At 69.6% G+C, this 21,866-nt stretch carries 20 protein-coding genes; 11 read left to right on the forward strand and 9 right to left on the reverse strand.

Features of this window, described 5'->3' with window-relative positions; translation table 11 throughout:
* Positions 1–133 precede the first annotated feature (133 nt).
* Positions 134–967 (reverse strand): helix-turn-helix transcriptional regulator, encoded by an 834-nt coding sequence (locus SPR02S_RS36220; RefSeq protein WP_026151170.1) that lies wholly within the window; start codon positions 965–967, stop codon positions 134–136.
* 124 nt (positions 968–1,091) lie between these two features.
* On the opposite strand from SPR02S_RS36220, the gene SPR02S_RS36225 reads away from it, so the two are divergent.
* The gene (locus SPR02S_RS36225; RefSeq protein WP_019061912.1) at positions 1,092–2,762 is read left to right on the forward strand and encodes an AMP-binding protein; all 1,671 of its coding nucleotides are present in this window, start codon (positions 1,092–1,094) and stop codon (positions 2,760–2,762) included.
* Positions 2,759–4,372 carry an AMP-binding protein gene (locus tag SPR02S_RS36230; protein ID WP_019061913.1) on the forward strand — a complete coding sequence of 538 codons (1,614 nt, stop codon included), beginning with the start codon at positions 2,759–2,761 and terminating at the stop codon, positions 4,370–4,372. Before SPR02S_RS36225 ends, SPR02S_RS36230 begins: the two co-directional genes overlap by 4 nt.
* A 454-nt stretch (positions 4,373–4,826) precedes the next feature.
* Here SPR02S_RS36230 and SPR02S_RS36235 read toward each other — a convergent pair whose 3' ends face one another.
* Positions 4,827–5,546, reverse strand: a complete 720-nt coding sequence (locus SPR02S_RS36235) for a hypothetical protein (protein WP_026151172.1) — start codon at positions 5,544–5,546, stop codon at positions 4,827–4,829.
* Positions 5,547–5,718: 172 nt separating this feature from the next.
* On the opposite strand from SPR02S_RS36235, the gene gcl reads away from it, so the two are divergent.
* Entirely contained in the window at positions 5,719–7,503 is a 1,785-nt protein-coding gene (gene gcl / locus SPR02S_RS36240; RefSeq protein WP_026151173.1) for a glyoxylate carboligase, read from the forward strand.
* 175 nt (positions 7,504–7,678) lie between these two features.
* Here the strand turns inward: gcl and SPR02S_RS36245 are convergent, their stop codons facing one another.
* The 4 genes from SPR02S_RS36245 to SPR02S_RS36260 form a co-directional block, all read right to left on the reverse strand.
* The gene (locus SPR02S_RS36245) at positions 7,679–7,915 is read right to left on the reverse strand and encodes a hypothetical protein (protein WP_026151174.1); all 237 of its coding nucleotides are present in this window, start codon (positions 7,913–7,915) and stop codon (positions 7,679–7,681) included.
* A gap of 414 nt (positions 7,916–8,329) precedes the next feature.
* A complete protein-coding gene (locus SPR02S_RS36250) occupies positions 8,330–9,793 on the reverse strand; it encodes a catalase (protein ID WP_019061917.1) in 1,464 nt (487 codons plus the stop codon).
* Between the two features lie 134 nt (positions 9,794–9,927).
* Positions 9,928–10,842, reverse strand: coding sequence for a 2-hydroxy-3-oxopropionate reductase (locus tag SPR02S_RS36255; RefSeq protein WP_026151175.1), 915 nt, complete (start codon positions 10,840–10,842; stop codon positions 9,928–9,930).
* Between the two features lie 38 nt (positions 10,843–10,880).
* Positions 10,881–11,711 carry a TIM barrel protein gene (locus SPR02S_RS36260; RefSeq protein ID WP_019061919.1) on the reverse strand — a complete coding sequence of 277 codons (831 nt, stop codon included), beginning with the start codon at positions 11,709–11,711 and terminating at the stop codon, positions 10,881–10,883.
* Between the two features lie 178 nt (positions 11,712–11,889).
* On the opposite strand from SPR02S_RS36260, the gene SPR02S_RS36265 reads away from it, so the two are divergent.
* The 7 genes from SPR02S_RS36265 (at position 11,890) to SPR02S_RS57160 (ending at position 17,621) form a co-directional block, all read left to right on the forward strand.
* Positions 11,890–12,141 carry a YkoF family thiamine-binding protein gene (locus SPR02S_RS36265; RefSeq protein WP_078623106.1) on the forward strand — a complete coding sequence of 84 codons (252 nt, stop codon included), beginning with the start codon at positions 11,890–11,892 and terminating at the stop codon, positions 12,139–12,141.
* The gene (locus SPR02S_RS36270) at positions 12,138–12,506 is read left to right on the forward strand and encodes a helix-turn-helix domain-containing protein (RefSeq protein WP_019061921.1); all 369 of its coding nucleotides are present in this window, start codon (positions 12,138–12,140) and stop codon (positions 12,504–12,506) included. The genes SPR02S_RS36265 and SPR02S_RS36270 overlap by 4 nt, the downstream gene beginning before the upstream one ends.
* 146 nt (positions 12,507–12,652) lie before the next feature.
* On the forward strand, positions 12,653–13,168 hold the full coding sequence (gene uraD / locus SPR02S_RS36275; protein ID WP_019061922.1) for a 2-oxo-4-hydroxy-4-carboxy-5-ureidoimidazoline decarboxylase: 516 nt from the start codon (positions 12,653–12,655) through the stop codon (positions 13,166–13,168).
* On the forward strand, positions 13,165–13,575 hold the full coding sequence (gene uraH / locus SPR02S_RS36280) for a hydroxyisourate hydrolase (RefSeq protein ID WP_019061923.1): 411 nt from the start codon (positions 13,165–13,167) through the stop codon (positions 13,573–13,575). The genes uraD and uraH overlap by 4 nt, the downstream gene beginning before the upstream one ends.
* Positions 13,576–13,582: 7 nt before the next feature.
* On the forward strand, positions 13,583–14,515 hold the full coding sequence (gene pucL / locus SPR02S_RS36285; RefSeq protein ID WP_019061924.1) for a factor-independent urate hydroxylase: 933 nt from the start codon (positions 13,583–13,585) through the stop codon (positions 14,513–14,515).
* A gap of 135 nt (positions 14,516–14,650) precedes the next feature.
* Positions 14,651–16,030, forward strand: a complete 1,380-nt coding sequence (locus SPR02S_RS36290) for an 8-oxoguanine deaminase (RefSeq protein ID WP_019061925.1) — start codon at positions 14,651–14,653, stop codon at positions 16,028–16,030.
* 226 nt (positions 16,031–16,256) lie between these two features.
* Positions 16,257–17,621: a nucleobase:cation symporter-2 family protein gene (locus SPR02S_RS57160; protein WP_019061926.1), complete on the forward strand. Its 1,365-nt coding sequence runs from the start codon at positions 16,257–16,259 to the stop codon at positions 17,619–17,621.
* On the opposite strand, the gene SPR02S_RS36300 is transcribed toward SPR02S_RS57160, so the two are convergent.
* Positions 17,606–18,424 (reverse strand): chitosanase, encoded by an 819-nt coding sequence (locus SPR02S_RS36300; protein ID WP_019061927.1) that lies wholly within the window; start codon positions 18,422–18,424, stop codon positions 17,606–17,608. The two genes, SPR02S_RS57160 and SPR02S_RS36300, sit on opposite strands and share 16 nt — an antisense overlap.
* Before the next feature lie 178 nt (positions 18,425–18,602).
* Positions 18,603–19,394 (reverse strand): helix-turn-helix domain-containing protein, encoded by a 792-nt coding sequence (locus tag SPR02S_RS36305; protein WP_019061928.1) that lies wholly within the window; start codon positions 19,392–19,394, stop codon positions 18,603–18,605.
* Positions 19,395–19,487: 93 nt separating this feature from the next.
* On the opposite strand from SPR02S_RS36305, the gene SPR02S_RS36310 reads away from it, so the two are divergent.
* Positions 19,488–20,351 carry an NAD(P)H-binding protein gene (locus tag SPR02S_RS36310; RefSeq protein WP_019061929.1) on the forward strand — a complete coding sequence of 288 codons (864 nt, stop codon included), beginning with the start codon at positions 19,488–19,490 and terminating at the stop codon, positions 20,349–20,351.
* Here SPR02S_RS36310 and SPR02S_RS36315 read toward each other — a convergent pair.
* The gene (locus SPR02S_RS36315; RefSeq protein ID WP_019061930.1) at positions 20,348–21,838 is read right to left on the reverse strand and encodes an MFS transporter; all 1,491 of its coding nucleotides are present in this window, start codon (positions 21,836–21,838) and stop codon (positions 20,348–20,350) included. The two genes, SPR02S_RS36310 and SPR02S_RS36315, sit on opposite strands and share 4 nt — an antisense overlap.
* Positions 21,839–21,866: the final 28 nt, after the last annotated feature.

The following is a 21,866-nucleotide window of genomic DNA, read 5'->3' on the forward strand; positions in this document are numbered from 1 at the left end:
TGTCCGGGCCAATATTAGGCAATCAGTCCTTGAAATTCGGATGGACGGGGTCGTGAGGGAAATAACAACTGTGCAGCATCCGGAAATTCAAAGCTCCGATGAATGAATAGCCGGTCGCCAACGGGGGCTCTCCTCACGGCAGTACCCCCGCCCGCCGCGCCGCCACCACGGCCTCCCCGCGGGTGTGCGCCCCGAGCTTCCGCATCGCCGAGCGCAGATACCCCTTGACCGTCTCCGCCCGCAGCCCGAGCCGCTCCGCCGCCACCGCGTTCGTCGCCCCCGCCGCCACACACGCCAGCACGTCCAGCTCCCGGGGCGCCAGCTCCACCTCCCCGGTGGCCGCCTCCGCCGTCAACAGCCCGCAGGCGTCCAGGAGTTCGGCCCGCAGCGCCGGGTCCGGGATGCGCGGGGCCAGTGCCCGCAGCGCCGCGTGCGCCTCCCGCACCTGCTCCCACACCGCGCTCGTCGCCGGGTCGGGGGCCGGCGCCGGACGCGCCGCGCTCAGCAGCTCCCGCACCTCCTCCCGTACCACCAGCGCCTGTTCCACGTCCCGGGCGGCCGCCATCGCCGCGCTCAGCATCCGGTCGCCCAACGGCTGGGCGGTGCGCAGCGCGCCGTAGAGGACACCGCGCACCCGGCGGCGTACGACGACCGGGACCGCGAGGATCGCGCGCAGGCCCTCGGCGGCCACCGGGGCGTCGTACTCGTGGCTGATCTGACGGGACGCGGAGTAGTCCAGGACGGCGCACGGGCGGGCGAGGGCGACCGCCTTGCCGCCGAGACCGTTGCCCGAGGACACCGCGAGGGCGCGCAGCGACGGGGTCAACGTGCCGCTCAGTTCGCTGATGCGCATCTGCTGGCGGCCGGTCTCCACCAGGCCGCCGAAGGCGACCGGCAGCCCCGTGCCGCGTCGCAGCCGTACCAGCGCCGCCTGAATCTCCACCATCCCTGCCGCGTCCGTAGCCACCCGCTTGCCCCTTCATTGCGGCCGCCCTGCTGCACACACCCCCGTACGGGGGTAGTGAGACCTGCATCACCGATTACACGATGTCAGAGAGCCGCCCGGAATGGTCCGGTACCTAGGAGGACAGATGACGACGGCGAGTGAGTCGTTCCGTAGTGCGCGGGACTTTCTGCTGGCGCACCGTACGGACTATGCCACGGCCTACGACGGTTTCTCCTGGCCCAGGCCCGAGCACTTCAACTGGGCGCTCGACTGGTTCGACGTCATCGCGGCCGGCAACGACCGCACCGCCCTGCGCATCGTCGAGGAGGACGGCACCGAGGCCGCCCTGTCCTTCGCCGAGATGTCCGAGCGCTCCAACCGCGTCGCCAACTGGCTGCACGTCCAGGGCGTCGGCCCCGAGGACCGGATCCTCGTCATGCTCGGCAACCAGACCGAGCTGTGGGAGACGGCCCTCGCGGCGATGAAACTGCGCGCCGTCGTCATCCCCGCCACCCCGCTGCTCGGCCCCGCCGACCTGCGGGACCGTGTCGCCCGCGGCCGGGTCCGGCAGGTGATCGTGCGCTCCGAGGACGTCGACAAGTTCGACGAGGTGCCCGGGGACTACACGCGGATCACGGTCGGCGGCGCGGTCGAGGGCTGGCGGACGTACGAGGACGCGTACGCCGCGTCGGCCGAGTTCACGGCCGAGGCCCCGACCCTGGCCGACGATCCGCTGATGCTCTACTTCACCTCGGGCACGACCGCCCACCCCAAGCTGGTCGAGCACACCCACACGTCGTACCCGATCGGCCACCTCGCCACCATGTACTGGATCGGTCTGCGCCCCGGCGACGTGCACCTCAACATCTCCTCGCCCGGCTGGGCCAAGCACGCCTGGTCCAACCTGTTCGCGCCCTGGAACGCGGAGGCGACCGTCTTCATCCACAACTACACGCGCTTCGACGCGGCCCGGCTGATGGCCGAGATGGACCGCGCGGGCGTCACCACCTTCTGCGCCCCGCCGACCGTGTGGCGCATGCTCATCCAGGCCGACCTGAGCCAGCTGCGCACCCCGCCCCGCGAGGCCCTGGCGGCGGGGGAGCCCTTGAATCCCGAGGTCATCGAGCAGGTGCGGCGGGCGTGGGGCGTCACGATCCGGGACGGCTTCGGCCAGACGGAGACCGCCGTGCAGGTGTCGAACAGTCCTGGCCAGCCGTTGAAGACGGGTTCGATGGGGCGGCCGAGTCCGGGTTACCGGGTCGAGTTGCTCGACCCGGTATCGGGTGCGCCCGGTGCGGCCGAGGGCGAGATCGCGCTCGACCTGTCCGATCCGCCGGTGGGTCTGATGACCGGTTACCACGGGGACCCGGACCGTACGGCGGAGGCCATGGCCGGCGGCTACTACCGCACCGGCGACATCGGCGCCCGGGACGCGGACGGCTACATCACCTACGTCGGCCGGTCCGACGACGTCTTCAAGGCCTCCGACTACAAGATCTCCCCGTTCGAGCTGGAGAGCGCCCTGCTGGAGCACGAGGCGGTGGCCGAGGCCGCCGTGGTACCCGCGCCGGACGAGCTGCGGCTCGCCGTGCCGAAGGCGTACGTCGTGCTCGCGGCGGGCTGGGAGCCCGGACCCGACACCGCGAAGGTGCTGTTCGAGCACTCGCGGGACGTCCTCGCCCCGTACAAGCGGATCCGCCGCCTGGAGTTCGCGGACCTGCCCAAGACCGTCTCCGGCAAGATCCGCCGGATCGAACTGCGGGAGGCGACGGCCGCGGGGTCGGTTGCCGAGTACCGCGAGGAGGACTTCCGATGACCTTGCCGACCAAGTCGCCGGTGAACTCGTACAGCCATGGGACCGGCGGGACTTCACTCCTCGGTGACACCATCGGCTCCGACCTCGACCGGGCGGTGGCCGCGTGGCCCGACCGTGAGGCGCTCGTCGACGTGCCGTCCGGGCGGCGCTGGACGTACGCCGAATTCGCCGCCGACATCGAGGAGTTGGCGCAGGCGCTGCTCGCGAGCGGGGTGGTGAAGGGCGACCGGGTGGGGATCTGGGCGATCAACTGCCCGGAGTGGGTGCTGGTTCAGTACGCCACCGCGCGGATCGGCGCGGTCATGGTGAACATCAACCCGGCGTACCGCACCCACGAGGTGGAGTTCGTCCTCAACCAGGCGGGGATCTCGGTCCTGTTCGCCTCGGTCAGCCACAAGGCGAGTGACTACCGGGCGATGGTCGACCAAGTGCGGGGCGGGTGCCCGGAGTTGCGTGAGGTCGTGTACATCGGCGACCCGAGCTGGGGGGAGTTGCTCGGCCGCGGTACGGGTGACGCGCCGTACGCCGAGCTGTCCTGCGACGACGCGATCAACATCCAGTACACGTCCGGCACGACGGGCTTTCCCAAGGGCGCCACGCTCTCCCACCACAACATCCTCAACAACGGTTATTTCGTGGGGGAGTTGATCGCCTACACCGAGCAGGACCGGGTCTGCATCCCGGTGCCCTTCTACCACTGCTTCGGCATGGTGATGGGCAACCTGGCGGCGACCTCGCACGGCGCGTGCATGGTGATCCCGGCGGCGTCCTTCGACCCGGCGGCGACGCTGAAGGCGGTCGAGCAGGAGCGCTGCACGTCGCTCTACGGCGTACCGACCATGTTCATCGGGGAGTTGAACCTCGCCGACTTCGCGTCCTACGACCTCTCCTCGCTCCGCACCGGCATCATGGCGGGCTCGCCCTGCCCGGTCGAGGTGATGAAACGGGTGGTATCCGAGATGCACATGGCGGAGGTGTCCATCTGTTACGGCATGACGGAGACGTCCCCGGTGTCCTTGCAGACGCGGGTGGACGACGACCTGGAGCACCGCACCGGCACGGTCGGCCGCGTCCTCCCGCACCTGGAGGTCAAGGTCGTCGACCCGGCGACGGGTGTCACCCAACCCCGGGGCACGGCAGGGGAGTTGTGCACCCGCGGCTACAGCGTGATGCTCGGCTACTGGAACGAGCCCGAGAAGACCGCCGAGGCGATCGACGCGGGGCGCTGGATGCACACGGGTGACCTGGCGATGATGCGTGAGGACGGTTACGTCGAGATCGTCGGCCGCATCAAGGACATGATCATCCGGGGCGGCGAGAACATCTACCCGCGCGAGATCGAGGAGTTCCTCTACACCCACCCGAAGATCGCGGACGTCCAGGTGGTGGGGGTGCCGCATGAGCGCCACGGCGAGGAGGTGCTGGCCTGTGTCATCCCGCGCGACCCGGGGGATCCGTTGACGCTGGAGGAGCTGCGGGGGTTCTGCGAGGGCAGGTTGGCGCACTACAAGATTCCGAGTCTGCTTCAGATCATGGATGCCTTTCCCATGACGGTGTCGGGGAAGGTGCGGAAGATCGAGCTGCGGGAACGCGCTGTTCGGGGGCGGTGAGGTGGGGGTGGTGGTGGCGGTGGCTGTCGTTGGGGGTTGTCGGGAGAGGTGATCGGCGGGGGTGATCGGCGGGGGTGATCGGTGGGGGTTGGTGCGGTTCGGGGCGTCGGGGCGTCGGGGCGTCGGGGTGCTCGGGAGCGAGGGCGCGGAGTCGGCTGGATGCCCTGCGACGGCTCCCCGTTACGCCGTTCCGGCGGCGCAGCCGCTTGGTGTCGTGACGCCGGCAGCGACGACCGCGAGATCCCCAGTTCCGTCTGCTGCTCGCCGATCCGGCAGGAGGTGTGCGGGACCGGTCGGGGACGCGCGCCTTCTACGACCGCTGCGCTGCTGACGGCGGTCATGGCCGACGTGAGGTTGCGAGCCTGGGCCTCGGACCGGCCTCGGACCGCCTGCGGACCCCGGCCCGCCCACTGTCTGCCGCCACGAACCCAATGCGATCGCGCCGACCGCCCGACTAACCCCCCGTCGCGTCGAGTTGATCCGCCAGCTCGTTCATCGGCTGGGGCGTGCCCGTGAGGTCGAGGACGAACAGGGGGACGCGGAGGGCGTCCGCGCGGGCGCGGGCGTCGTCGGCGTATCCGGCGAGGGAGAAGTAGACGCAGTCGGTGGATTCCGTCATGGCCGTCAGCCACAGGCACTCCACGTCGCGCAGTGAGGCCGGCCGCACGGTCGGGTCGACCTGCGCCAGGATGCCGCGGGCGGCGAGGCCGATGCCGGACGGAGGCCGCTGGTCGGCGCGGCGGATGTCCCGGTAACCGAGCCAGCGCAGATACAGCGCGGCGGCGGTGACCGCGTCGCGCGCGGTGCGGATCGTGACGGGTTGGAACGCCGGGCGGCCCCTGACATCGGTGCCGGTTTTGGCGGCCCCCGCGGCCGGTGACGCCGGCGGCTCGGTCGGCGCTTCCTCGCCCGCGACCGGAATCCGCAGCAGCGTCCCGCACGGGCAGCCCAGTTCCGGGTACGGCCACTCGTCGAGCCGGCCGCAGGCCGCACAGCGCACCGCGATCCAGTCCTCGTCCCACACCCGGTGGTTCACGACCGTCGCCACGCCGCGCCGATCCAGCGGCGGGGCCACAGGGGCTCCGCACACACAGGGATACGACGGTGCGGCGTAGACGTGCTCACGTCGGCAGGCCGGACAGCGCACCGGCACGCTCTCGGACATGCGCCCCATCGTCCTCCTGAAAACCCCTGCTCGTCCCTCTCTTGACGGCCTTGCCCCCTCCACTTACATTACTTCCAGATAGCAGAAGTTAAAGTCCACAATGCGGAAGTTAAGTAATCGAGGAGTTTCACCGCGGGGCGCGACGGTGATGCGAATCCGACAGCCGAAGCAGGAGTACTCCATGGCTCGTATGACCGCTGCCCGCGCGGCAGTCGAGATCCTCAAGCGCGAGGGCGTCAGCGACGCGTTCGGCGTCCCGGGTGCGGCGATCAACCCCTTCTACGCCGCACTAAAGGCCTCCGGCGGTATCCACCACACCCTCGCCCGCCATGTCGAGGGCGCCTCGCACATGGCCGAGGGCTACACCCGTACCCGCCCGGGCAATATCGGCGTCTGCATCGGCACCTCGGGCCCGGCCGGCACAGACATGATCACCGGCCTCTACTCGGCGATCGGCGACTCGATCCCGATCCTGTGCATCACGGGCCAGGCCCCGACCGCCGTGATCCACAAAGAGGACTTCCAGGCCGTCGACATCGCCTCGATCGCCGGGCCGGTGACGAAGATGGCGGTGACCGTCCTGGAGGCGGCCCAGGTCCCCGGCGTCTTCCAGCAGGCGTTCCACCTGATGCGCTCAGGTCGCCCCGGCCCGGTCCTGATCGACCTGCCGATCGACGTGCAGCTCACCGAGATCGAGTTCGACCCGGAGACGTACGCGCCGCTGTCGGTCTACAAGCCGACCGCGACCCGCGCCCAGATCGAGAAGGCGATCACGCTCCTCAACGCCTCCGAACGCCCGCTGATCGTCGCCGGCGGCGGTGTCATCAACGCCGACGCGGCCGAACTCCTCGTCGAGTTCGCCGAGTTGACCGGCACCCCGGTCGTCCCGACCCTGATGGGCTGGGGCGTCCTCCCCGACGACCACGAACTGAACGCCGGCATGGTCGGCCTCCAGACCTCGCACCGCTACGGCAACGCGACCTTCCTGGAGTCCGACTTCGTCCTCGGCATCGGCAACCGCTGGGCCAACCGCCACACCGGCAAACTGGACGTCTACACCGCCGGACGCACCTTCGTCCACGTCGACATCGAGCCCACCCAGATCGGCAAGATCTTCGCCCCCGACTACGGCATCGCGTCCGACGCGAAGGCGGCGCTGGAGCTGTTCGTGGAAGTGGCAAGGGAGTTGAAGGCGGAAGGCCGACTCCCGGACCGCTCGGCGTGGGCGGCATCGGCCCAGGAGCGAAAGTCAACTCTCCAACGCCGCACGCACTTCGACGACATCCCGATCAAGCCCCAGCGCGTCTACGAGGAGATGAACAAGGCCTTCGGCCCGGAGACCCGGTACGTCTCCACGATCGGCCTCTCGCAGATCGCCGGCGCCCAGATGCTCCACGTCTACCGCCCCCGCCACTGGATCAACTGTGGCCAGGCGGGCCCTCTCGGCTGGACGATCCCGGCCGCACTCGGCGTCGCCAAGGCCGACCCCGAGGCGTCCGTCGTCGCCCTCTCCGGCGACTACGACTTCCAGTTCATGATCGAGGAGCTGGCGGTCGGCGCACAGCACCGGATCCCGTACGTCCATGTCCTCGTGAACAACGCCTACTTGGGCCTGATCCGCCAGGCGCAGATAGCGTTGGACATCAACTTCCAGGTCAACCTGGAATTTGAGAACATCAACTCCCCTGAGCTGGGCGTCTACGGCGTCGACCACATCAAGGTCGTCGAAGGCCTCGGCTGCAAGGCCATCCGCGTCACCGACCCCACCGAACTGGCCACGGCCTTCGAACAGGCCAAGAAGCTCGCGGCGGAGTTCCGGGTCCCGGTCGTCGTGGAGGCCATCCTGGAACGCATCACCAACATCGCGATGAGCAAGACGAACGACATCAGCGCGGTGGTCGAGTTCGAGGAGATCGCAACCGAGCCGGGCCATGCACCAACGTCGATCAGGCCCCTGAAGGTCTGAGACGCAGCAATCGAAATAGGGGTGGCCCATCCAGGGAGGATGGGCCACCCCTATTTTTTGTAGGCGCGAAGCGCCACAAAAAAGGGGCGCGGGGAACTGCGCGACCAGCCCCACGCAACCCGCACTCCGCAACCAACAGAGCCCGGCAGGACCAACCCGGCCCCAAACCCGAGGTTCACTGACCATGGTGCTCAGACAACCCGGGCCAATCCTCCGGCCCACCCCCCTCCCACTCGATCAGATCACTCTCCTCGACCTCGATCCGATCCAGATCGGCCAGCCGCAGAATCTCGACGACATCATCGAGGTGCGAGGCGATACCAAGGGTCTCCGCGCCACTGGTCACCCGGCGGGAGCCGTCCAGCGCCGGCGGGTGCACCACGACGCGCGGGAATTCCGGTGGATGTGCCATGCCTCCAGGCTGCTGCGCGCACAGCGGTTCCGCACCCGGAAACACCGAAGAGCGCCGGATACGGAACCATCCGTACCCGGCGCTCATCGTGGTGGCCGTCCGACAGCGCGAGGCTGGGCGCGACAGGACGTTCGCGCCGCCGGACGGAGTCTGTGGCCTCGACGGTGAGGCCTTCAGGGAGCTCCTCAGGGAGCCCCTCTATAGAGGCGTTCGGCTGGGACCGCGGCGGTCGCGACGGGACCGGGGTCTCCTTCCCTCAGGTCGAGAAGGAGGCCTCGGAACCTTCACCACCGCACTGGCTCGCACACCGCCGCGGTCCTGGCCCCGCCCGCGCGGTGCCGCCGACCACCCCTCATCCGGGTCGTCCGGCACACACGGGCCGTCTGTGGAACCTTCCGGTTCTTCGGCCCCGGCTCAGTCCTCGTGCAGGGCGTGGACCGCCTCCTCCACGCGTCGGCCGTACTCGGGGTCGGCGGCGTGGAAGTGGGCGAGGTTCTTCTCGATCACGTCGTCGCGGGAGACCTGCGCGAGGCCGCCGGCGATGTTCGCGACGAGACGGGACCGCTCCTCGGACGACATCAGGCGGTACAACTCGCCCGCCTGGAAGAAGTCGTCGTCCTTCGTGTGTTGCGGAGCCTCGTGCGTGCCCGTGTAGCCGGTGACCGCCAGCGGGGCCGACAGGGCGCGGCCGGTCTCGGTCGGGCCGTCGTAGGAGTTCGGCTCGTAGTTCTTCGCCGCGCGGCCTTGGGAGGTGGCGTTGGACGCCATGAAGCCGTCGCGGCCGTAGTTCTGCGCGGTCGTCGCCTTCGGGGCGTTCACCGCGAGCAGGGTGTGGTTGACGCCCAGGCGGTAGCGGTGCGCGTCCGCGTAGGCGAACAGGCGGCCCTGGAGCATCTTGTCGGGCGAAGGGCCGATGCCCGGCACGAAGTTGTTCGGGGAGAACGCGGCCTGCTCGACCTCGGCGAACACGTTGTCCGGGTTGCGGTCCAGCACCAGGCGGCCCACGCGCCGGAGCGGGTAGTCGCGGTGCGGCCACACCTTGGTGACATCGAACGGGTTGAAGCGGTACTCCGCCGCGTCGGCCGCCGGCATGACCTGGACGTGCAGTGTCCAGGACGGGTTCACGCCCCGCTCGATGGCCTGAAGCAGGTCCGTCTGATGGGAGTTGGGGTTCCTGCCCGCGAGCTCCGCGGCCTGCTCACTGCTCAGGCTGCGCACGCCCTGGTTGGTCTTGAAGTGGTACTTGACGAAGAAGGCCTCGCCCTCCGCGTTCGTCCACTGGTAGGTGTGCGAGCCGTAGCCGTTCATGTGGCGGTACGACGCCGGGATGCCGCGGTCGCCCATCAGCCAGGTCACCTGGTGCGTGGCCTCGGGGCTGTGCGCCCAGAAGTCCCATACGTTGTCCGGCTCTTGGCGGCCCGTGAAGGGGTCGCGCTTCTGCGAGTGGATGAAGTCTGGGAACTTGATGGGGTCCTTGATGAAGAACACCGGGGTGTTGTTCCCGACCAGGTCGTAATTGCCCTGCTCCGTATAGAACTTGACCGCGAAGCCGCGCGGGTCGCGCACCGCGTCCGCGCCGCCGAGCGAGTCGGCGACCGTGGAGAAGCGCAGGAACACCTCGGTGCGCTTGCCGACCGTGCTGAGGAAGCCGGCGTGGGTGAAGTCGGTTACGTCGTCGGTGACTTCGAAGTAGCCGTACGCGCCGGAGCCCCGGGCATGCACCACTCGCTCCGGTATGCGCTCGCGGTTGAACCGGGCGAGCTTCTCCAACAGATGCTGGTCCTGGAGGAGGAGCGGGCCGCCGATGCCGGCGGAGGCGGAGTTCTGGTTGTCGGCGACCGGGGCGCCGGACTCGGTCGTGAGCACGCGCTTCGACATGGAGAGCAATCCTCGATGATTCGTTGAACTCGTTGAGTTCGTTGAACTGGCGGGTGTGGTTCCGGGCGGCGCCAACGCCTGGGCGCGACAGGACAGTTGTCAGCGACGGCGCCGCCCGGGGTCTGGGGGGAGGGCTAGAGCTGCGCGCCCGACAGGCGTTCCACGGAACGCAGCAGCGCCGAGTGGTCGAGTCCGCCGTCGCCCTGCGCACGCAGGCTCGCGACCAGCTGCGCCACCACCGCACCCACGGGCAGCGCGGCGCCGACATTGCGGGCCGCGTCCGTGACGATGCCCATGTCCTTGTGGTGCAGGTCGATCCGGAAGCCCGGCTTGAAGTCGCGGTTGAGGAAGTTGTCCTTCTTCCGCGTCAGCACGGTGGAGCCCGCGAGCCCGCCGTTGAGGACATCGAGGGCCGCCGCCAGGTCCACGCCCGACTTCTCCAGGAAGACCACGGCCTCGGCGCACGCCTGGATGTTCACGGCGACGATCAGCTGGTTGGCGGCCTTCACGGTCTGGCCCGAGCCGTGCGGACCGCACAGCACGATGGTCCGGCCGAGCGCGTCGAAGATCGGCTCGGCCTCCTCGAAGTCGGACTGTCCGCCGCCGACCATGATGGACAGCACGGCCTCGATCGCACCGGCCTCACCGCCGGAGACGGGGGCGTCCAGGACGCGAATTCCCTTTTCTACGGCCGCCTTTGCGAGGTCGACCGAGGTCTGCGGGGTGATCGACGACATGTCGATCAGGAGGGTGCCGGCGCGGGCGTTCTCCAGGATGCCGTCGGGGCCGTAGGCGATGGCCTCGACCTGGGGGGACGCGGGGACCATTGTGATCACCACGTCGGCGTCCCGTACGGCCTCGGCGATCGAACCGGCCGCGGTGCCGCCGGCGGCGGTCAGGCGGTCCAACTTGTCCTGTTCCAGGGTGAATCCGGTGACGTCGTAACCCGCCTTGATCAGGTTCTCGGACATGGGGGAGCCCATGATGCCGAGGCCTATCCAGGCAACCGCCGGGCGGGTCGGGTGGGCAGAGTCTGCGTGCTTGCTCATGCGGGTGCCTCTCTAACTGCTGTGCTGCGTCGGGGAGTTCAGCGCGCTGCGCGCGGGAGCCAGTCGAAGGCCTCGGCGCTCGGGCGGTCGCCGGGCTTGTACTCCAGGCCCACCCAGCCGTCGTAACCGGCCTTCCTCAACTGGTCGAGCAGGTCTTCCAGTTGGAGCGTGCCGGTGCCGGGGGCGCCGCGGCCCGGGTTGTCCGCGATCTGCACATGGCCGGTCTTCGCGGCGAACTGCTCGATCACGGACGGGAGTTCCTCGCCGTTCATGGACAGGTGGTAGAGGTCCATGAGGAAGCGCGCGTTGCCGAGGCCGGACGCGGCGTTGACCTTGTCGACGACTCCTACGGCGGCGGGCGCGCTGACGAGCGGGTACAGCGGCGACTCGGGCTTGTTCAGGGCCTCGATCAGCAGGACCGCGCCGATCCGGTCGGCGGCGCGGGCCGCCAGGACCAGGTTCTCCAGCGCGAGCGCGTCCTGCTCGGCCGGGTCGACGCCGGCCACGCGGTTGCCGTAGAGCGCGTTGAGGGCCGTAGCGCCGAGCGAGTGGGCGAAGTCGGCGGCCACGTCGATGTTCGCGCGGAACCTCTCGGACTCCTCGCCGGGGAGCGACAGGGCGCCGCGGTCCGGGCCCGGCAGCTGTCCTGCGTAGAAGTTCAGGCCGGTGAGCTGGACGCCCGCGTCCTCCAACGCCCGCTTCAGCGCGTCGAGTCGGGACTGCTCGGGGGTGGGGGAGTCGACCCAGGGCCACCACAGCTCGACCGCGGTGAAGCCGGCCGCGGCGGCGGCCGCGGGGCGCTCCAGGAGCGGGAGCTCGGTGAAGAGGATCGACAGGTTGACGTTGAAGCGCTGGTCTTCGAATCCCATGGGGGCCGCGCTCCCTTCCGTATCGAGGGCGTTGAGAGTGTCGAGGGCGATGTCGCGAGCCAGTGTCGTAATTCCGTATTGTGGAAGTTCGTTTCTGCCTAATGGAAGATTGCCGTCGGGTGTCGGAGCTTGTCAAGAGGGCTCGTGGGAAAACGGCGCCACGCGTTAGGTTGTGCGCGTGCGATTGCGAGTGGAGTTCACGACAGAGCCCTTCGATCTCGACGAGGCGCCCGCGCATGCGGTGGTCGCCAGGGAGGTCATCGAGGCGGCGGAGCTGGACTCCGTGGATGTGGGGCCGTTCGGCAATACGGCCGAGGGCGGTACCGACGCGGTGCTCACCGCCGTCGACGCGCTGCTGCGCAGGACCCTGGAGGCCGGCGCCACCCGGGTCTCGCTCCAGCTCAACGTGATCGGCGAGGGCGACCGGTGACCGGCGTCGGGGACGAGCCGTTCATCACGGCCGTGAAACCGCTGGTCGACGCCATGGGCGGCGAGATGCTCCCGCCCGGCGAGGCGGGCCCCGACGACGTCGTGCTCGCCTGGGAGGGCGCCGACGTGATCGCCGTACGCCTGCCGCAGCTCGCGGACTCGCTGGACCACATCCTGGCCGCCATGGAACGCAAGAAGGGCAAGCCCCTCGCGGACCTGGACCGCAAGGCCAAGCAGGAGGTCGTACGGATACTGGAGGCGCGCGGCGCCTTCTCCGTGCGGCACGGGGTGGAGACCGTGGCGAGCGCGCTCGGGGTCAGCCGGTTCACCGTGTACAACTACCTGAACCGTGAGAAGGACGCCTGAGCTGGACTGTCGGAAGGGTGCCCGGCGCGGGCTTCCGGGTGGCCGTGGGCTCTGTTACCCGGAATTTTCAACAAAGTGTTGACGTGGTGTTGTCGAGGGCGTTAGCTACTGGGCAGCCCGTTCGACACAAGGCCACGGAGGCTCCCGTGACTACGACTTCCACGCCGCCGGGGCTCGTCCGGTTCAACGTCCTGGAGGAGCATGCGGCGCTCGCCGCCCTCCTTGAGGCGTGTGCCTCCACGGCGTGGGCGCGGCGGCTGCTCGCCGCCCGTCCGTACGCCGGCCCCGAGGACCTGTACGCCGCGAGCGACTCCGCGATGGCGGAGCTGACCGCCGATGACCTGGCCGAGGCGATGGCCGGCCACCCGCCGATCGGCCGCCCCAAGCCGGGCGACCCGACCTCCAGCCGGGAGCAGCGCGGCATGGCGGGCGCCTCCGAGGAGCTCAGGGCGGAGATGCTGGAACTGAACCTGGCCTACCAGGAGCGGTTCGGCCATGTCTTCCTCATCTGCGCCACGGGCCGGACCGGCGAGCAGATGCGGGACGCGGTCAAGGAGCGGATCGGCAACTCGCCCGAGCAGGAGCGCGAGATCGTCCGCGCCGAACTCGGCAAGATCAACCGCATCCGGCTCGGCAACCTCGTACAGGAAGAGCAGGCATGAGCACGAGCACCACCGCCTCCGTGTCCACCCACATCCTGGACACCTCCGTCGGCCGTCCCGCCGAGGGCGTCGCCGTCCAACTCGCCGCCCGGAACGGCACGTTGGGGGAGTGGCGGCCGCTCGGAGGTTCGGCCACCGACGCGGACGGGCGGTGCAAGGACCTCCCCGCGCTGCCGGCGGGCACCACACACGTACGGCTCGACTTCGAAGTGGAGCCGTATTTCCTGAAGTTCGAGAACCAGCAAGCCGATGCGCAGCAGGACGCCCCCGCGAATCGGGACAGCGGTGCGACGACCGGAGTGTTCTTCCCGGAAGTGGCGATCACCTTCGCCGTGAAGCCCGGCGAGCACTACCACGTACCGCTGCTGCTCAACCCGTTCGGCTACTCCGTATACCGAGGGAGCTAGCAGACACATGCCTACGATCCTGGGCCAGAACCAGTACGGCAAGGCCGAGAACCGAGTCGTCAAGATCACGCGGGACGGCGCCACCCACCACATCAAGGACCTCAACGTCTCCGTGTCGCTGAGCGGCGACATGGACGAGGTCCACTACTCCGGCTCGAACGCCAACGTGCTGCCGACCGACACCACCAAGAACACGGTGTACGCGTTCGCCAAGGAGCACGGCATCGAGTCCGCCGAGCAGTTCGGCATCCACCTCGCCCGGCACTTCGTGACCAGCCAGGAGCCGATCAAGACCGCGCGCATCCGCATCGAGGAGTACTCCTGGGAGCGGATCGACACCTCCGACGCCAACTCCCGGTTCATCGGCGCCGACGAGGTCAAGCACTCCTTCGTCCGCAAGGGCCAGGAGACCCGGGTCACCCAGATCACCTACGACGGTGAGAACTGGGAGGTCATATCCGGGCTCAAGGACCTCGTCGTGATGAACTCGACCAACTCCGAGTTCTGGGGCTACGTCAAGGACAAGTACACGACCCTCCCCGAGGCCTACGACCGCATCCTCGCCACCCAGGTCTCCGCCCGCTGGCGCTTCAACTGGTCGGACGACGAGCAGAAGATGCCGAGTTGGGAGAAGTCCTACGAGCAGGTGAGGAAGCACATGCTCCAGGCCTTCGCGGAGACGTACTCGCTGTCGCTCCAGCAGACCCTGTACCAAATGGGTTCGCGGATCATCAACAACCGCAGCGAGATAGACGAGGTGCGCTTCTCCCTCCCCAACAAGCACCATTTCCTTGTGGACTTGGAGCCGTTCGGTCTGAAGAACGCCACCGAAGACGGTGCTGTGTACTTCGCCGCCGACCGGCCCTACGGCCTGATCGAGGCGACGGTCCTGCGGGACGGCTGCGAGCCGAAGATCCCGGTGGATCTCACCAACCTCTGAGCAACTCCCTTTGAACCGGCGCCTGTTGGACCGGTTCACTCTGCGGCACCCGTGGCCCGCCCGTCCCGTGCGGGCCGCGGTACTCAAATCCCCGGGTCCTGCCGTGCCCATTCCATACAGTGAATAGGACGAACCATGGCAGCAGTTCAGCGCATCGTCATCGAGAACTGTTCGATCGCGACGGTGGACGCCCACGACACCGAGTACGCGAACGGGTACGTCGTTGTCGCCGGCAACCGCATCGAGTCGCTGGGCGCGGGCAGCGCGCCCGAGGGCCTGGAGAACGTCGTACGCCGTATCGACGCGTCGGGCCACCTGGTGACCCCCGGTCTGGTCAACACCCACCACCACTTCTACCAGTGGATCACCCGGGGTCTGGCCACCGACCACAACCTCTTCAACTGGCTCGTCGCGCTGTACCCGACCTGGGCGCGCATCGACGAGCCGATGGTCCGCGCCGCCGCGCAGGGTTCCCTCGCGATGCTGGCCCGCGGCGGGGTGACCACCGCGCTGGACCACCACTACGTCTTCCCCAAGGGCTCCGGCGACCTCTCCGGCGCGATCATCGGGGCCGCTCGTGAGATGGGCGTCCGCTTCACGCTGGCCCGCGGCTCCATGGACCGCAGCGAGAAGGACGGCGGGCTGCCGCCGGACTTCGCCGTCGAGACCCTGGAGGGTGCCCTCGCGGCGACCGAGGCGACGGTACGGGAGCACCACGACGCCTCCTTCGACGCGATGACCCAGGTGGCCGTCGCGCCCTGCTCGCCCTTCTCCGTCTCCACCGAACTCATGCGTGAGGGCGCCGAGTTGGGCCGTCGGCTCGGCGTACGGCTGCACACGCACGGCTCGGAGACGGTCGAGGAGGAGCAGTTCTGCAAGGAGCTGTTCGGCATGGGCCCGACCGACTACTTCGAGTCCACCGGCTGGCTCGGCGAGGACGTGTGGATGGCGCACTGCGTCCACATGAACGACTCCGACATCGCCGCCTTCGCCCGCACGAAGACCGGTGTCGCCCACTGCCCCTCGTCCAACGCCCGGCTCGCCGCCGGTATCGCCCGCGTCCCCGACATGCTCGCCGCCGGCGTCCCGGTCGGCCTCGGCGTCGACGGCACCGCCTCCAACGAGTCCGGCGAACTCCACACCGAACTGCGCAACGCGCTCCTGATCAACCGCCTCGGCGCCCACCGCGAAGCGGCCCTCAACGCCCGCCAGGCCCTCCGTCTCGGAACGTACGGCGGTGCCCAAGTCCTGGGCCGCGCAAGCGAGATCGGCTCCCTGGAGCCGGGCAAGCTCGCCGACCTGGTGCTGTGGAACCTGGACACCCTCGCCCACGCCTCGATCGCCGACCCGGTGACCGCGCTGGTCTTCGGCGCGGCGGCCCCGGTCACCGCGTCATTCGTGAACGGTCGTCAGATCGTCGAGAACAACCGCCTGTTGCACGTCGACGAGGACACGATCGCCCGCTCCACGCGGGAAGAGGCCCAGCGCCTGGCGCGGATCGCCGCGCAGGGCTGACCACGCTCAGTATGAATCGCCGTGTGGCGTCGCTGAGTTGAAGAGCTCCGGTTGAGGGGGACGGCCCTCGACCGGTGGCCGTGGCCGGGGCGTGCATGGATCATGCGCGCCCCGGAACGGCCGTACCCACTCCTTTTGCTGGGTTCCGTCCCGGTCCCGCACGACCGCACACCACCTCCTGAAACCCACGTCAGAGCCGACGTGTTACCCGCCCGGAGGAGCCGCCGTGACCACCCATCCCGTTGATGAAAAACTCCCCGCACTCAAGATGGCCACCACGGGCTTGCAGCACGTGGCCGCCATGTACGCGGGCGTCGTCGCCCCGCCGCTCATCGTCGGGGCGGCCGTCGGCCTCTCCGGCACCGAACTCACCTTCCTCACCGGCGCCTGCCTCTTCACCGCGGGCCTCGCGACCTTCCTGCAGACCATCGGCATCTGGAAGATCGGCGCCCGGCTGCCCTTCGTCAACGGCGTCACCTTCGCCGGGGTCGCCCCGATGACCGCGATCGTCGCCTCCACCAAGGACAAGTCCGACGCGCTGCCCGTCATCTTCGGCGCGGTGATCGTCGCCGGCCTTCTCGGCTTCCTCGCCGCCCCCTTCTTCAGCAAGGCGGTCCGCTTCTTCCCGCCGGTCGTCACCGGCACCGTGATCACCCTGATAGGCGTGTCCCTGCTGCCCGTTGCCTTCGGCTGGGCGCAGGGACCCGACCCCTCGGCACCCGACTACGGTTCGCGGACGTACCTGGGCCTCGCCGCCGCCACGCTCGTCATCGTCCTGGTCCTCCGCCGCTTCACCCGGGGCTTCGTCAAGCAAATAGCCGTGCTGCTCGGCCTGTTGCTCGGCACGCTCCTCGCGATCCCCTTCGGGGCAACGGACTTCAGCCCCGTCGCGGACGCGGACGTGATCGGCTTCCCGAGCCCCTTCCACTTCGGCGCACCGCAGTTCCAGCTCGCCGCGATCATCTCGATGTGCGTGGTGATGGTGGTCTCGATGACCGAATCCACCGCGGACATGCTGGCGTTGGGCGAGATCGTCGACCGCCCCGCGGACGAACGGACCATCGCCGCCGGCCTGCGCGCCGACACCCTCGGCTCGGCACTCAGCCCGCTCTTCAACGGCTTCATGTGCAGCGCCTTCGCCCAGAACATCGGCCTGGTCGCCATGACCCGCATCCGCAGCCGGTACGTCGTCGCCACCGGCGGCGGCTTCCTGGTGCTGATGGGCCTGTGCCCGATGGCCGCGTCGCTCATCGCCGTCGTACCGCGCCCGGTGCTGGGCGGAGCGGGCGTCGTCCTGTTCGGCTCGGTCGCCGCCAGCGGCATCCAGACCCTCGTCAAGGCGGGCTTGGACCGGGACGACAACATCCTGATCGTGGCGGTCTCGCTGGCTGTCGGCATCATCCCGATCACGGCGCCGGACTTCTACCACGCCTTCCCGCAGACCGTACGGATCGTCCTCGACTCGGGCATCTCCACGGGTTGCGTCGCCGCGGTGGCCCTGAACCTGGTCTTCCACCACCTCGGCCGGGCCCGCGCACAAGCTGGGGGTACGACCGGAGCCGTACCCCTCGCCCGTCAGTCGATCTCGTAACTGTCCCCGTACACCTTCCACTTGAGCGGTGTGTCCAGGTCGAGATTGCCCTTCTTCAGGAACACCCGTTGTGCCGTCTCGACCCGGGTCACGTCGCTGTGCGCCTCCTCCTGCTTCATCGCCCAGACGCGGGCGTCGAGGAAGGCGCCCAGATACGTCGTCTCGTCGCCGCCGTCGGTGGGAGTGGCCGCGTGCTTGCGGGCCCGGGCGCGGATGCCGCCGAAGCAGAGGGGGTCCGTGCCCGGGCCGTGCATCACCATCGCGTCGTAGTAGACGAACTGCCCGAGCGTGCCCACCCCGTCCTTCTTCGCGCGCGCCACGGCCGGGTCGAAGTAGCCGCGGTCCCGCTCGTCGCGCTGCGCCTTGCGGAACGCGGCGGACGTGTGCGCGGCCTTCCGCCAGGCGGAGGGGAAGCCGGAGGCCAACCCCTTGTGCGAGGCAGTGCCGTCGACGGCGCGCAGCGCGGGCAGATAGCCCGCGAGGACATTGCCCGGGGCCCGCTCCGTGTACAGCTCGACGAGCGCCAGCATGTCGCTGGTGCCGGAGCAGAAGCCGATGATCCCGCCGGTGTAGCCGCGGCCGTCGCCGATGTCCTCGATGTACGCGTACTGCGCCTCCCAGTCCAGGGAGGAGTTCTCCGCGCTCGACACCAGCCGCATCGCGATGTCCTTCTTGGCGGGCGCGTCGAGCCCCGCCCCACCCGACGTCGCGGCGTCCGCGGACGGCCACTGGCTCGCGATCGCCGCCGTACCGAACGCTGCGAGCAAGGTGCGGCGGGTGGCTTTTCTTCGGAAGAACGGCACGTCATCTCCAAGGCGGGCGCGGTACACAGCAATGCTGAAAGGCAGCTGAGACTCGCTCGTCAACTTGGGAGGTCCATGGGGTGGCGTTGGCAGGGAACTGTGAATTCCCGTGCCACACCACGAGGTTGGGGGAGCGCGTGCCGACGCCTGAGGCACGAACTCCTCGCCGCATCCGGACTCAGCCGCCCCGGACCACCTGGCAGGGGCTGACCGCGGGCAGCCGGCCGGTCAGGAACGAGCGGGGCGGGACACCCATCAGGGCCCGGAAGTCGGTCGTCATGTGCGACTGGTCGAAGTAGCCGGTGGCGGCGGCCAGTTCGGACCAGCCGGCGCTGCCCGCCCGGGCGGCGAGGGCGCGGACCCGGTCGATACGGGCGTAGTGCTTCGGGGAGACACCGACACCGTCGGTGAACAGGTTCCGCAACTGGCGTTCACTGACGGCCAGTTCCCGGGCCACGTCCCGTACCTGTGCGGGCGCCCGGTCCATCCGTACTGACAACTCCTCGACGGCTGCCCGCAGCAGTGCTGTCCGGGCTGGATCCGGCGGCTCTGCCAGCAGCCCCGGAAGCACCTCGGCGATGCGTGGCAGCGCCTCCCGCGGGTCCAGCCACCGCATCTCACGTGCGAACCGGCGGGCCGCGCCGCCCGGCAGGTCGTCCAGCGGCACCACCCGGCCGACCAGTCCGGCGGCCGCGACGCCCAGCAGGGGCCGGGCCGTACCCGGTGCGAGGCGCAACTCCACGCACTCGATGTGGGCCTTCCCCTCGTGGTAGGCCGCCCGCACTCGTGGTCCGACGGCAAGGACGTCACGCCGCCCCTCTCCCGTCGCCCGCAGGACCACCTTGATCACCGCGTCCGGCAGTTGGACGAACGTCCCCTCGGGCGGCTCGCTGAAGGACATGGTCCGCACCTCGGCGACCCACGGGCGCAGCGCCTCGGGCACGGTCGGGAGCGGCTCGGCGATGGTCATCGGCACCTTTCCACCGTAAGCGACCGGGGCCGCCGTCCGAGCGGGCCGGCCGTGCCGGAATTTCCAAGAGCCGAGCGCCCCGGCGGGCCCACCGTGGACCACATGATTCTGGTGACGGGTGCCACGGGCACCATCGGAAGTGACGTCGTACGACAGCTGGCCGAGCGTGGTGCGAAGGTGCGCGCGCTGACCCGTGACCCGGCGCGGGCGCGGCTGCCCGCCGGTGTGGAGGTGGTGCGCGGGGCCTACGGCGAACAGGCGTCCCTGGACGCCGCGTTGGCCGGTGCGACGGCCGCGTTCCTGCTCCGTCCGCCCGGCCCGGACGAGGGACAGGACGCTGCGCTGGTCGCCGTGGCGCGGGCAGCGGGCGTGGACCGGCTGGTGAAGCTCTCCGCCATCGGCACCGGCGACTCCGCTTCCGGGCCCTCCGGACAGTGGCACGCGGACGGCGAGCGGGCCGTGCGGGACAGCGGGCTCGGCTGGACGGTGCTGCGGCCGTCGTCGTTCGCCTCCAACACACTGACCTGGCTCCCGGCCCTCCGGGCGGGCGAGCCGGTGCCCAACATGACCGGGGACGGCGCGTCGGGCGTGATCGACCCGCGGGACATCGCCGAGGTGGCGGTGCGGGCGCTGCTCGACGCCGGGCACGAGGGGCGGAAGTACACCCTCACCGGTCCCGAGGCGATCACGGTCCCCGGCCAGGCCGCCGTGCTCGCCGAGGTTCTCGGCCGCCCGGTCCCGGTCCGGAACCTGTCTCCGGACGGGACCCGCGCGTTCCTCCGTACGGCCTGGGGCATGGACGAGATCCGGGCGGACGGAGTGCTGACCGGCCTGGCGTTCGTCCGGGCCGGCGGCAACGAGGTCGTCACCGATGACGTACGCGAGGTCCTGGGCCGCCCGGCGCGGACCTACCGGGAGTGGGCCCAGGACCATCGGGGGGCGTTCGGGGAGGGTTAACCGGTGACTTGGGCCGGGGCGGGGGCAGGGGCGTCGTCCTGCCCCGGCTTCTTGCCCGACCTCAGGACCACCGCGGCCAGGGCCAGGGCGGCCACCGCGATCAACGCGCCCGTCCGAAAGGCCAGTTGGTACCCCTGCGCAGTCGCCAGGATCAACTCCGTACCCTTGGCGAGCAGTTCATCGGTCCGCCCCGCCGCCAGCGTCGACAGCACCGCAAGACCCAGCGAACCACCCACCACCTGCGTCGTGTTGAAGAGCCCCGAGGCCAGTCCCGCGTCCTCCTCCCGCGCCCCCGACATGGCCAGCCCGGTCAGCGCGGGCATCGCGGCGGCGAACCCGGCGGCCAGCAGGAGCAGCGGCGGCAGTACGTCGGTGAGGTACGCCCCGTCCGCGGGCACTCGGCTCAGGAGAGCCATTCCTACGACGATGAGGACGAGTCCGGCCAGCAGTATCCGGTACGCGCCGAAGCGGCCGATGGTCCGTGCCGACAGGCCGAGCATCAGCACGCCGATCGCGACCGGCGCCGGCAGGAAGGCCGTCCCGGTGAGCAACTCGCTGTAGCCAAGCACCCGTTGGACGTACAACGCGCCGATGAACTGGAAGCCGAACATCGTGCCGATCATCAGGATCTGCACGGCGTTCGCTCCGGTCAGGAGGCGGGAGCGGAACAGCCGGAGGCGGAGCAGCGGGCGGGCGGTCCGGGCCTGGCGGACGGTGAACGCCACGAAGAGGGCCAGGGCGAGGGCGGCCAGGAGGAGGGTCGAGGTGAGGGAGCGGTCGCCGGTGCCGATGATGACGTACACCGTGAGCATCAGCGCGCCGGTGACCAGCGCGGCCCCGGGGTAGTCGGCGCCCTTGTCCAGTCCGGTGCCCTGCTCCGGGGCGAGGACGCGGACCGCCGCGAGCCATGCCACGATGCCGATCGGCAGGTTGATGAGGAAGATCCAGTGCCAGTTCAGGGCCTGGGTCAGCGCCCCGCCGAGGAAGGTGCCGAGCGCCCCGCCTCCGGCGCCGACCGCGCTGAACACCGCGATGGCGCGGGCCTGTTCACGCGGTTCCGGGAAGAGGGCGACCAGCATCCCGAGGACCACCGCCGAGGCCATCGCCCCGCCGATGCCCTGTACGGCCCGGGCCGCGATGAGCATGCCCTGGCTGGTCGCGACCCCGCACAGTACGGAGGCCGCGGTGAACACGGCGAGCCCGGTGGTGAACATCCGCTTGCGACCCACCAGGTCGCCCAACCTGCCGATGAGCAGGAGCAGTCCGCCGAACGGGATCAGATACGCGTTCACGACCCAGGCGAGGCCCGGCCCCGAGAAACCGAGGTCGCTCTGGATCGCGGGCATGGCGACGGTGACGATGTTGCCGTCCAGGATCGTCATCAACGTCCCCGCACACAGCACGACGAGGGACGCCCAGCGGGAGTACGTTCGGGGCGACGGGCGCGTCCGTGAAGTCTTCGACTCGGACCCGGTGAGTGCCGTCATGACGGTCTGACCTCCGTGGCTATCCATA

It is taken from the genome of Streptomyces prunicolor NBRC 13075, assembly GCF_000367365.1.
GTDB classification, from domain to species: Bacteria; Actinomycetota; Actinomycetes; order Streptomycetales; family Streptomycetaceae; genus Streptomyces; species Streptomyces prunicolor.